Consider the following 11,704-nt stretch of genomic DNA (forward strand, 5'->3'; position numbering starts at 1 on the left):
CCGTATGAACGGTGCCCGGTGGCGCGCGTCGGGTGGGTCCGCGCGTGTGACGCGCGCCGGGCGCGTCCCCCCCCCTGTCATACCCCGAACACGGCCCGAACCACCCGCTCCGCCGCCCGCCCGTCCTCGTACGGGCAGAAGCGCGCCCGGAAGGCCTCCCGCAGCTTCGTCGTCCGCTCGGTGTCCCAGCCGCCGTCCCGGAGCAGGGAGATCAGTTCGTCCTCGTCGGTGGCGATCGCGCCCGGGGTCTGGCCGGGGGTGCCGGACAGGAGGTCGAAGTAGGCGCCGCGGGCGAGGCGGTAGGCCTGCCAGTCGGGGGCGTAGGTGATGAGCGGGCGGTCCAGGCAGGCGTAGTCGAACATCAGGGACGAGTAGTCCGTGATCAGCGCGTCGGAGGCGAGGCAGAGCTCCTCGACGCGTGGATGTGCGGTCGCGTCGAGGATCTGCGGGTGTCCGGCGAGCGATGCGGTGGCGCCGTAGAAGTAGTGGGCACGCACCAGGAGGACGTACGTGGGGCCCAGTGCGCGGACCAGGCGCGGCAGGTCGAGGCGGGGCAGGAAGCCCTTCTGGTAGTCGCGGTGGGTGGGGGCGTAGAGGAGGACGGTGCGGTCCGCGCCGATGCCGAGCGAGGAGCGGATGCGCGCCCGGTCCTCGGTGGTGGCGTGCGCGTAGACGTCGTTGCGGGGATAGCCGAGCTCCAGGGCCTGGTACGAGGAGGGGTAGACGCGTTCCCAGACCTCGGTGGAGTGCGGGTTGGCGGAGAGGCTGTAGTCCCACTGGTCGGTGTGGTCGAGGACCTTCTGAAAGCTGATGCCGTGCGTGCCCGCGGGGTAGCGGCGCTGGTCGAGGCCCATCTTCTTGAGCGGGGTGCCGTGGTGGGTCTGCAGATAGACCTGGCCGGGGCGTTTGACGAAACCGCCGGGGAACGAGGCGTTGTTGACCAGGTAGGTCGCGCGGGCCATGACCTGCCAGTAGCGGCGTGAGCCCTCGATGACGTACGGCAGCCCCGCCGGGACCCGGTGGCGGTGGCGGCCGGCGACCACCCAGACGCCCTTGATGTGCGGGGCGAGTTCGCGGGCCTTCTCGTAGACGGCCAGGGGGTTGCAGGAGGGGGTGCGGTTCCAGTACGCGCTGTAGACCGCGAGGTTCGGGTCGAGGGCGCGGCGGCGGTCGGCTCGGTAGGCGAGCTTCATGACGGCGCCGCGCAGCCGCTTGTGGTGCCGGGTGAGGGCCGAGCGGGCCGCCTGGATGCGGCCGCCCGCGGCCCGGAGGGTTTCGAAGGCGGCGTACGAGCCGGTGGCGAGCGCGCGTGCGGCCTCGCCGGCGGGTTCCTGGTCGACGGGCCGGTAGGTGCGGTGGAGGCGGGCGGCCGCGCGGAAGAAGTCGGCGCGGTCGGCGGGGCGGATGCGGCCCGGGTCGGCGAGCACGGCGAGCAGGTGGTCGACGGCGTACGGGAAGAGGCGGGGGCCGGACGGGGAGTCGAGGAGGCGTTCGTAGCGTTCGACGAGGGTGAAGTGGGCGCGGCCGGGGGTGGTGGAGTGGCTGCTGCCGCGGCGGCGGCGCCAGCGGACGCAGGCCCGGTCGAGCAGGCGCAGCCGCTGCCGGTCGGCGGCGAGCAGGGTGGCGCGATGGACGGGGACGATCTCGTCGTACGGTCCCTCGTCGAAGCGGAGGCGGTGCGCGAGCCAGAACGAGCGGCGCAGCACGCGGTTCCAGACGGCGGGGGTCACGGCGAGCGGCTCGGCGCCTTCGGTGAGCCGGTCGCCACCCGGCTCCACGGTCTCCCACCAGTCGATCTTGTCGTGTCCGAAGATCAGCACGTCGGTCGTGGCGTCCAGGGACGCGTCGAGGGTGTCGAGGGCGCCGGGCAGCAGCAGGTCGTCGCCGTCGAGGAAGAGCAGGAACTCGCCGCGGGCGTGCTCCGCGCCGGTGTTGCGGGCGGCTCCGGTGCCGCTGTGTTCGGCGAGGCGGATGAGGCGGAGCCGGGGGTCGCGTTCCGCGTATTCCGCGGCGATGGCCGCGCAGGCGTCCGGTGAGCAGTCGTCGACGACGATGAGTTCGAGGTCGGTGAAGGACTGGGCGAGCACGGATTCCAGACATTCCCGCAGGTAGCCCTGGACACGATGGGCGGGTACGACAACGGAGAAACGGGCCATACCGGACGAAGGTAGCCACCGGTGCGGACGGTGTCGAAGACCGGAGGGATCTCCGCCCGGCGGGCGTACGGGCCGGGATGCCGCCGGGTGCGGGCCGGGGGCCGGCCGGGCGTGGACCTGGACGCCACCGGGTGCGGACCCGGATGCCGCCGGGTGCGGGCCCGGATGCCGCCGAGTGCGGGCCGGGGCTCGACTCGGGCATCCGGCTGCGGTGTGCCTAATGCGACAACAGGCGCCCCCTCCATCACTCGTTACAGGGAATCAGCGGCGGGAAGTTGACGCCGGAGGGAGGTAAGCGGGCAAACAGGGCGGACACGGCACCACCGGTCTCGCTCATCGCAGAAAGGCCCGCCCCGTGCAGCACAGCCACCGTCCTGCCGCCCCACGCCCGCGCCCCACGGCTCCGCTCCCCCGCCTCACCGTCGTCGTCCCCGTCCACAACGTCGAGGACCACCTCGCCGACTGTCTGCGCTCGATCGCGGGACAGACCCTCCAGGAGCTCGATGTCGTCCTCGTCGACGACGGCTCCACCGACGACAGCCCGCGGATCGCCCGCACCTTCGCGGCCCGCGATCCGCGATTCCGCTATGTGCGGCAGGAGAACGCGGGCCTGAGCGCCGCCCGCAACACCGGGGTGCGCGCGGCGGATCCGCGTACGCAGTTCCTGGCCTTCGCGGACAGCGACGACATCGTGCCGCACGACGCGTACGAGCGGCTGACCGCGAGCCTGGACGCCTCCGGTTCGGACTTCGCGAGCGGCAACGTCTGGCGCCTGGGCGAGCGCGGCCGGCAGCAGGCCTGGCAGTACAAGTGGCTGACCCGGCCGCGCACCGGCACCCACATCACCCGCGATCCCGCGCTGCTCGCGGACCGGGTGGCATGGAACAAGGTGTTCCGGCGCTCCTTCTGGCAGGCGCACGAGTTCACCTTCCCCGAGGGCAGGCTCTACGAGGACACCCCGGTGATGATCCCGGCACACTTCCTCGCCGAATCCGTCGACGTCCTCGACGGCCACGTCTACTACTGGCGCGTGCGCGAGGGTTCGATCACCCGGCGGCGTACGGAGGTCAGGGGCGTACGCGACCGGTTCGCCGCCTGCGAGAGCGTGAGCCGCTTCCTGGCGGAACGTTTCCCGCGCCATCGGCGGACCTACGACCTGTCCTGCCTGCGCGACGATTTCCTCTACTTCCTCGACGGACTGCCGCTGGGCGGCCCCGAGTACCGCACCGCGTTCCTCTCCTCGGCCGCCGCGTTCATCGAGCGCGCCGGGCCCGCGCTGATCCATGAACTGCCGGTCGGTCTGCGGCTCAAGTGGCAGCTCGTACGGGAGGGGCTCGAGGACGACCTGATCGCGCTCCTGTCGCACGAGCAGCGCAACAAGGCCACGTTCGCGGTGCGCGGCGGCCCGCTGCGCAGACGGGCCGTCTTCCCTGGCATCGCGGGGGTGCCACGGCGCCTGACCCGGCTCGGTCGGCGTGAACTGCCCGCCGTGGCACGGGTCGAGGAGGCCCGCTGGGGCGCGGACGGGCTGCTGCGGATCAGCGGCTACGCGTACGTCCGCAACCTGGAGGCCACCCGCCCCGGGCACTCGGTCAAGGCGGGCCTCCTCAAGTCCGCGCAGAGCCGCACCCGGCTGCGCCGCGTCCCCACCCGCACCGTCCCGCGCCCGGAAGCCACCCTCGCCTCCGGCCAGGAGCTGCACTGCTACGACCAGGCGGGCTTCGAGATGCGCATCGATCCCGCGCGGCTGCGGACCGGCGGGCGCTGGCGCCCCGGCACCTGGCTGCTCGGGGTGGTCGTCGCCGGGCACGGCCTGGTGAAGTGCGCGGCGGTGCGCGCCCCGGACGGCCCGGCCACGCAGTCCCTCGTACGGGAACTCGGCGACGGGATGCTTCTGGTGCTCGGTTACTCGCAGGGGCGGCTCGTGCTGCGGATCCAGGAGTACGCGGCGCGGGTGGAGGCCCATGAGCGGGACGACGACGCCATGGTGCTACGCGGGCGGCTGCACCACGGGACGCGGCCCGAGGCGCTGCGGCTCACCCACCGGGAGCACACGTACGACTATCCGATGGACGTGAGTGGCGAGGACTTCGCCGTACGGGTGCCGCTGGACGATCTGGAGCAGGTGCCGCCCAGTCCGCACCGCGCTCCCAAGGAGGTCGAACCGCGGCACGGCGACCGCTGGCAGGCCCGTCTCGTACTGCCCGGCGGTGCGCTCAGGCCGCTCGCGGCCCGCGCGGGTCTGCCGCCCGGCCGCTATGCGACCGGGCGCGCCCGGTACGCCGTCGGGCGCGAGGTCTGCGCCACCGCCGACGACAGCGGGGAGCTGGTGATCGAGCTGAGCCGGCAGCCCGTCGTCGACACCGCGCACTGGCTCGACGAGGGTGTCCTGCTCGTCGAGGGCACGGCGGCCGAGGACAGCTGGGGCCCGGCCGAACTGGTGCTGCGGCACGGGGCCGACCTCGCCGAGGTGACCGTCCCGCTCGCGCGCTCGGCGGACCGGTTCCGCGCCGCGTTCCGCCCCTCGACCGCGCACGGCGGACGGCCGCTGCCGGAGGGCTGCTGGTACCTGTTCCTGCGCGAGAGGCACGAGGCGGGCGAAGGGGTTCCGGTGCGGGTGCTCGCCTCGCTGGGTGCGGCGCTCCCTGCCGACGGGGAGCACACGGGACGGGAAGGCGCGGGAGGCGCGGGAGGCGCGGGAGGCGCGGGAGGCGCGGGAGGCGCGGGGCGGCAGTTCACCCTCGCCCGGCGCTTCGGCGACCGGCTCCTGATCGAATCGGGCTCCGCCCTCACCGCAGCCGAGCGCGGGGCGTACCGGCAGGCCCGGCTGCGCGCCACGCACTACGCGGCGCGGCGCGCGCTGCCGCTGCGCGAGGCGGTCCTGTACGCGGGCGGCGGTCCCACGAACCACCTCGCGGGCGGCTCCACGGCCGGGCACACCGGCGGCGACTCGCCGCGCGCCGTGCACGAGGAACTTCTCAGGCGCTCCGTCGAGTTCGAGCACCTGTGGGTCACCCGCGACGAGCAGACCCTCGTACCGCCCGCCGCCCGCCCGGTCGCCGAGTCGAGCGCCGCGTGGTACGAGGCGCTGGCCACCAGCCGGATCATCATCACGGACGGTCAGCTGCCCGAGTGGTTCGAACGGCGCGCGGGCCAGCAGGTCGTGCAGACCTGGCACGGCACGCCGCTCAAGCGCCTGGGCGCTGATCTCACCGGCACCCTCTACGCCGACCACTGTGAGCTCGCCGCCCTGCCCCGCCGCTCGGCGCAGTGGAGCCTCCTGGTCTCCCCCGGCCGGCACGCCGGTTCCGTACTGCCGCGCGCGCTCGCCTACGAGGGCCCGGTCCTGGAGGCCGGATCGCCGCGCAACGACGTGCTGTTCGCCGAGGACCGCGAGAAGCTCGCCGAGCGGGTACGCGCCGAGCTGGGCCTCGCGCCCGAGGACGAGCGCCGCGTCGTGCTCTACGCGCCCACCTGCCGCGAGCATCTCCCGCACCCGGGCGGCCGCTTCCGGCACGAGGCCGCGCTCGACTTCCCGGCCCTCGAACGGGCCCTCGGCGAGGACCACGTACTCCTCGTGCGCCGCCACCCGCTCACAGCGGGCCGGCTGCCCGGGGCGCGGGCCCCGTTCGTACGGGATGTGACCGCCTACCCGTACGCCTCCGAGCTCCTCCTCATCGCCGACGTGCTGATCACCGACTACTCCTCCCTGATGTTCGACTTCGCGCACACGGGCCGGCCGATGCTCTTCCACACCTACGACCTGGAGCACTACCGCGACACCGTGCGCGGCTTCACCCTCGACTTCGAGACGGCCGCCCCCGGCCCGCTGCTCGCCTCCACCGGGGAGGTCGCCGAGGCGCTGCGCGATCTGGACGCGCTTGCGGCCCGGCACGCGGACGCCTATGCCGCCTTCCGGCAGGCGCACGGGGGGCTCGACGACGGGCGGGCGGCGGAGCGGGTGGCGGACTGGATTCAGGGCGCAATGGATTACAAAGCAGACAATTAGTCACTACGATGTGTCCGCATGGAGAGCCCGCGGCCGTCCACACCCCAGGTCTGCGTCGTCGTCATCGGCTACAACGACGCCACCCATGTGGCCGAGGCGGTGCGCTCCGCCCTCGGCCAGGGCGCGGCCGTAGGGGAGGTGCTCGCCGTCGACGACTGCTCGACGGACGGAAGCCGCGAGATCCTGGGGCGGCTCGCCGCCGAGGAGCCCCGGCTCAGGGTGCTCGCACGCCCCACCAACAGCGGCGGCTGCGGCACCCCGCGCAATGACGGCATCGACGCCTGCGCCTGTCCGTATGTGATGTTCCTGGACAGCGACGACGTACTGCCGCCGGGCGCCGTGGACGCGCTGCTCACGGCCGTGGGCGAACACGGCGCCCAGGTGGCGGCCGGTCTGTGCGTGCGCCGCGAACTGCCCTCGGGCCGCGAGGTGCCCTGGCAGCCCGCGCTCTACGGCACCCCGTCGGTCGTCGGGCACCCGCGGCGGCGCCCGCGCCTGGTGCACGACACGCTCTGCGTCAACAAGCTCTACCGCACCGGCTTCCTGCGCGAGCACGGCATCCGCTTCCCCGACGGACGCTTCGTCTACGAGGACTTCGTCTTCGGCGCGCGGCTGCTCGCCGCCGGGCCCCGGATCGCGCTGGTCCCCGATCCGGTCTACGTCTGGCAGGTACGGCGCTCGGCGCGGAAGCTGTCCCTCTCGCTCGACCGCGCGGACATCGCCAACTGGCAGGCACGGACGGCGGCGCACCGCGAGGCCGTCCGGATCCTCGCCACGGCGGGCGAGCAGGAGCTGGCCCGGGCGGCACGCGCGAAGTTCGCCGAGCACGAGCTGCCGATGTACGTGACGGAACTGGACCGGCGCACCCCGGAGTACCGCGCCGAGTGGTGGCGGCTCACGCGCGAGTATCTCGCCACCTTCGACGAGGCCGATCTGGGGCGTGCGGCGGCGCCCGGAAGGGTGACCGCGCAGGTGATCCTGGCCTCGCCGCCGCCCGTCGACCTGCCGCGCCTCAAGCAGCTCGCCGCGCGCCCGGCCCGGCTCGTCCCGCCGTACGCGCGGAGTGGGGACGGCGGGCCGGTGTGGTCCGGGGAGCTGCCGCAGGTGCACCTCGGGCAGCTGCTCGGCCACCCCGTACGGCTGCTCCCGCTCACCGTCGACGCGAGCCTGCGGACACGGCCGCGCGTCTCGGTGCTCGGGCTCCGGCTGTACGAGCTGTACGGACGGGTCGCGGAGGCCGGGCCCAGCACCGTGGAGGTCGAGCTGCGCGACCGGTCCGGGGTGGCGCGCGGAGTGCGGCGCACGGCGGCGTGGCGGGCGGAGGCGGGGTCGCCGGCGCCGGACGGGAGCTGGACGGCCGAGGTGCTGTTCGACCTGGGGGCGCTGGACCCGAGGGCCGGGGTGTGGGACGTACGGCTGCGGGTGCGGTTCGCGGACGGCACCAGCCGACGGACCACGGCGCGGGCGGTGGACGGGTCCGGGATGCGGCGGACGGCCGTACGCGATCTGCGGTACGGGGTGCGGCTCGTGCAGCCGTATGCGACGAACCGGGGGGACCTCGCCGTGCGGGTCGCCCCCGGGGTGCGGGGGGTGGCCCGGGTCCTGCGGCGGCGGGCCCACCGGGCGCTGCGGGTGCTGCAGGGGTAGGGGCCCGCCCGACCGGCCGGCCCTACCGGCTCGGCCGGTCGGACGGGTCCCCACCGGATCGGCCGGTCGGACGGGCCCCCGGATCGACCGGTCGCACGGGCCCTACCGCTCGCATCCGGTGAAGCGCCTGCCCGCGTGGGCGCCGGGCCGCGTACTCCGGGGGCGGGAAGGTCAGCCGCGCGCGGCCTGCGGGCGGTGGTGGGTCCAGCCCGCCCAGGCCGAGGTGATCATGTCGCGGACGTCGCGGCGGGCCGTCCAGCCCAGCTCGGCCTCGATGCGTTCGGCCGAGGCCACCACGCGCGCCGGGTCTCCGGGGCGGCGGGGGCCGACCTCGGGCTCGGCCGGGTACCCCGTGATCTCGCGGATCAGATCCATCATCTCGCGGACCGAGACGCCTTCGCCGCGGCCGATGTTGACCGTCAGTTCGCTGCCGGGCTCCGCGGCGAGCCTGCGGGCGGCGGCGACATGGGCCTCGGCGAGGTCGGCGACGTGGATGTAGTCGCGGATGCAGGTGCCGTCCGGTGTCGGGTAGTCGTCGCCGAAGATCCGCGGCGAGGCGCCCTCGGTGAGCTTCTCGAAGACCATGGGGACGATGTTGAAGACACCGGTGTCGGCGAGCTCCGGGCGCGCCGCGCCCGCCACGTTGAAGTAGCGCAGCGAGGCGGTCGCCAGGCCGTGGGCGCGGCCCGTCGCGCGGACCAGCCACTCGCCGGCCAGCTTGGTCTCGCCGTACGGGTTGATCGGCGCGCAGGGCGTCTGTTCGGTGACGAGATCCACATCGGGCATGCCGTAGACGGCGGCCGAGGAGGAGAACACGAAGGAGCGCACCCCGCCGGCCGCCGCGGCTGCGAGCAGGACGCGCAGGCCCTCGACGTTCTGGTGGTAGTAGTGCAGCGGCAGCTCGACGGACTCGCCGACCTGCTTCTTCGCCGCGAGATGGACGATGCCGGTGACGGCGTGCTCGGCGATCGCCGCTTCCAGGGCGGCGCGGTCCAGGACCGTGCCCTTGACGAACGGGACGTCCTCGGGCACCCGCTCGGCGACTCCCGTGGACAGGTCGTCGAAGACGACGGCCTGCTCGCCGGCCGCGCGCATGGCGTGGACGACATGCGCTCCGATGTATCCGGCGCCGCCGGTGATCAGCCAGGTCATGTTCACCCTGTTTCGGTCGAGCGGTTTGCTGTGGTTCGTACGACGTTCGGGGCGCGCCCCGAGTTCCTGCGGGGCATGCCCCGGGTTCTCCGTGGGACATGCCCACGGTTCTCCGCGGGACCGCGCGGGGTCCGCCTCATGTTCCGGGGCCCGGCCCCCGCATCACACCGGCCCCCTCCATCGCCCGCAGCCCCGCGGCCGTCGCGGCCGTGAGCCGGTCGAGGTAACCCTTCGGGGGCGCTGTGTGCATCACGACCGAGCGCCAGTACAGCGGGCCCGAGATCAGGTCGAGGGCCAGCTCCTCGTCCACGGACTCGCTCAGCTCGCCGCGGGCCACCGCGGCCCGGACGACGCCGCTGGCCACCGAGTGCTGCCCCTCGCGCAGCGCCTTGTCCAGGGCATCGCGGATCTCGGGGCTGCGGGCCGCCTCGGCCTGCAGGTCCGGGATGACCTGGGCGGCCACGGGGTGCCGCAGGGCGCGCGCGGTGACCTCGTAGAGCAGCCGCAGGTCCCCTTCGAGCGATCCGGTGTCCGGGGCGGGCAGGCCCTGGACGGCGACCGCGGAGACCAGGTCGAGGACCAGGTGCAGCTTGGAGCGCCAGCGCCGGTACACGGCGGTCTTGCCGACGCCCGCGCGGCGCGCCACGCCCTCGATCGACATCCGCCCGTAGCCGACCGCGGCGAGTTCCGCGAAGACCGCCGCGCGGATGGCCTCGGTCTTCTCCTCGCGCAGCACCGCGGCACCGGCCGGGGCGCGGCGGCGGGCGGGCCTGGCCCGGCCTGTGCCGCCGGGCGCGGAGGGGTCGGTACCGGGGGTGGGGGCCGAGGACGTCATCGGCCCAGCATACGTCCGTCACGACGAAACGGTTGCGTTCCGACGTCGATCCGCTCTAGTCTCACGTTGCGACGATACGGGTCCGTCCCGACGTAACAGCGAAGCAAGGCGAGGTCATACGTGAGTCAGGCCCTGGCTGCCCCACCGGCACCCCCGACTTCCCGGCCGGACACCCTCTCCGCCCGGGAGCTGGCCGAGCGCCACGGCCTGAGCGTCTCCAATGCCCGGCCGCCGCTGGGGGCCTACGCCGCCCAGCTGTGGCGCCGCCGGCACTTCATCACCGCCTTCGCCACCGCCAAACTGACAGGCCAGTACAGCCAGGCGAAGCTCGGCCAGCTGTGGCAGGTGATGACACCGCTGCTCAACGCGGGGGTCTACTACCTGATCTTCGGCGTCCTGATGGACGTCAGACGGGGCGTGCCGGACTACATCCCGTTCCTGGTCACCGGCGTCTTCGTCTTCACCTTCACGCAGTCCTCGGTGCTCGCGGGCACCAAGGCGGTCTCCGGCAACCTGGGTCTCGTACGGGCACTGCACTTCCCGCGGGCGGCGCTGCCGGTCTCGTTCTGCCTGCAGCAGCTGCAGCAGCTGCTCTTCTCGATGATCGCGCTGGCCGGGATCGTCCTCGTCTGCGGTCTGCCCCTCACCCCGCGGTGGCTGCTCGTGCTCCCGGCGCTGGTGCTGCAGTTCGTGTTCAACGCGGGCCTCGCCATGGTCATGGCCCGCCTCTGCGCGAAGACCCCGGACATCGGTCAGCTGATGCCGTTCGTGCTGCGCACCTGGATGTACGCCTCCGGCGTGATGTTCTCGCTCGACCACATCGCCCGCAGCGCGAACATCCCGCCCACGGTGCACGCCGTCCTCGAGCACAATCCGGCCGCCGTCTACATCGACCTCATCCGCTACGCCCTGATCGACAGCTTCCACGCGGGACAGCTCCCGCAGCATGTCTGGGGCTGGGCCCTCGGCTGGGCGCTGCTCGCCGGAGTGGGCGGATTCATCTACTTCTGGAAGGCAGAGGAGACCTACGGCCGTGGCTGACACCCTGACCGAGCCCCGCCCGGCGGGCCCCACCCCGGCCACCGCCCCCGCGGCGGCCGCCTCCCCCGTCCCCGCCCAGCCGGCCGGGGAGCGCACCCCCACCGTCATCGCCGACGGCGTCGACATCGTCTACCGCGTCAACGGCGGCAGCGGCGGCAGCGGCAGCGCCACCTCGGCGCTCAGCCGCATCCTCGGCCGCCGGGGCCGTCCGGGCGTGCGGGAGGTGCACGCCGTCAAGGGCGTCTCCTTCACCGCCTACCGCGGCGAGGCCATCGGCCTGATCGGCACCAACGGCTCAGGCAAGTCCACCCTCCTGCGCGCCGTCGCCGGGCTGCTGCCCTGCGAGAACGGCCGCATCTACACCGACGGCCAGCCCTCCCTGATGGGGGTCAACGCCGCCCTGATGGACGATCTGACCGGCGAACGCAATGTCACCCTGGGCTGCCTCGCCATGGGCATGTCCCGCGAGCAGGTGCGGGAGCGCCATCAGGAGATCGTCGACTTCTCCGGGGTGAACGAGAAGGGCGACTTCATCTCGCTGCCCATGCGCACCTATTCCTCGGGCATGAAGGCCCGGCTCCGCTTCGCGATCGGTGCCGCCAAGGACCATGACGTGCTCCTCATCGACGAGGCCCTCGCGACCGGCGACCGCCGCTTCCAGAAGCGCTCCGAGCAGCGCATCCGCGAGCTGCGCGCCAAGGCGGGCACGGTCTTCCTGGTCAGCCACAGCAACAAGTCGATCCGCGACACGTGTGAGCGGGTGCTCTGGCTGGAGAAGGGCGAACTGCTCCTCGACGGACCGACCGACGACGTCCTGAAGGAGTACGAACGCTTCACGGGCAAGTGAGCACCGGGCGCCCGGAC

The 11,704-nt window shown here is 73.4% G+C and carries 7 protein-coding genes; 4 read left to right on the forward strand and 3 right to left on the reverse strand.

Features of this window, described 5'->3' with window-relative positions:
- Positions 1-77 precede the first annotated feature (77 nt).
- Positions 78-2,156, reverse strand: a complete 2,079-nt coding sequence (locus ACLF6P_RS20950; protein WP_415952134.1) for a bifunctional glycosyltransferase/CDP-glycerol:glycerophosphate glycerophosphotransferase — start codon at positions 2,154-2,156, stop codon at positions 78-80.
- Between the two features lie 355 nt (positions 2,157-2,511).
- On the opposite strand from ACLF6P_RS20950, the gene ACLF6P_RS20955 reads away from it, so the two are divergent.
- Positions 2,512-6,165 carry a bifunctional glycosyltransferase/CDP-glycerol:glycerophosphate glycerophosphotransferase gene (locus tag ACLF6P_RS20955; protein ID WP_415952135.1) on the forward strand — a complete coding sequence of 1,218 codons (3,654 nt, stop codon included), beginning with the start codon at positions 2,512-2,514 and terminating at the stop codon, positions 6,163-6,165.
- Between the two features lie 18 nt (positions 6,166-6,183).
- Positions 6,184-7,812: a glycosyltransferase gene (locus ACLF6P_RS20960; protein WP_415952137.1), complete on the forward strand. Its 1,629-nt coding sequence runs from the start codon at positions 6,184-6,186 to the stop codon at positions 7,810-7,812.
- Positions 7,813-7,983: 171 nt separating this feature from the next.
- On the opposite strand, the gene galE is transcribed toward ACLF6P_RS20960, so the two are convergent.
- Positions 7,984-8,964, reverse strand: coding sequence for a UDP-glucose 4-epimerase GalE (gene galE, locus ACLF6P_RS20965; protein ID WP_415952138.1), 981 nt, complete (start codon positions 8,962-8,964; stop codon positions 7,984-7,986).
- A gap of 136 nt (positions 8,965-9,100) precedes the next feature.
- Positions 9,101-9,799: a TetR/AcrR family transcriptional regulator gene (locus ACLF6P_RS20970; protein ID WP_415952139.1), complete on the reverse strand. Its 699-nt coding sequence runs from the start codon at positions 9,797-9,799 to the stop codon at positions 9,101-9,103.
- 120 nt (positions 9,800-9,919) lie between these two features.
- On the opposite strand from ACLF6P_RS20970, the gene ACLF6P_RS20975 reads away from it, so the two are divergent.
- Together ACLF6P_RS20975 and ACLF6P_RS20980 are read left to right on the forward strand one after the other, a co-directional pair.
- Positions 9,920-10,840 (forward strand): ABC transporter permease, encoded by a 921-nt coding sequence (locus tag ACLF6P_RS20975; RefSeq protein ID WP_415952140.1) that lies wholly within the window; start codon positions 9,920-9,922, stop codon positions 10,838-10,840.
- A complete protein-coding gene (locus ACLF6P_RS20980; protein ID WP_415952142.1) occupies positions 10,833-11,687 on the forward strand; it encodes an ABC transporter ATP-binding protein in 855 nt (284 codons plus the stop codon). Before ACLF6P_RS20975 ends, ACLF6P_RS20980 begins: the two co-directional genes overlap by 8 nt.
- Positions 11,688-11,704 lie beyond the last annotated feature (17 nt).

Source organism: Streptomyces lothianensis, assembly GCF_047779955.1.
Taxonomy (GTDB): domain Bacteria; phylum Actinomycetota; class Actinomycetes; order Streptomycetales; family Streptomycetaceae; genus Streptomyces.

What these genes read in the sequence shown, in the direction of transcription:
- galE (WP_415952138.1), bottom strand. Translation starts at nt 8,964, where the DNA reads ATGACCTGGCTGATCACCGGCGGCGCCGGATACATCGGAGCGCATGTC.
- ACLF6P_RS20970 (WP_415952139.1), bottom strand. Translation starts at nt 9,799, where the DNA reads ATGACGTCCTCGGCCCCCACCCCCGGTACCGACCCCTCCGCGCCCGGC.
- ACLF6P_RS20950 (WP_415952134.1), bottom strand. Translation starts at nt 2,156, where the DNA reads ATGGCCCGTTTCTCCGTTGTCGTACCCGCCCATCGTGTCCAGGGCTAC.
- ACLF6P_RS20960 (WP_415952137.1), top strand. Translation starts at nt 6,184, where the DNA reads ATGGAGAGCCCGCGGCCGTCCACACCCCAGGTCTGCGTCGTCGTCATC.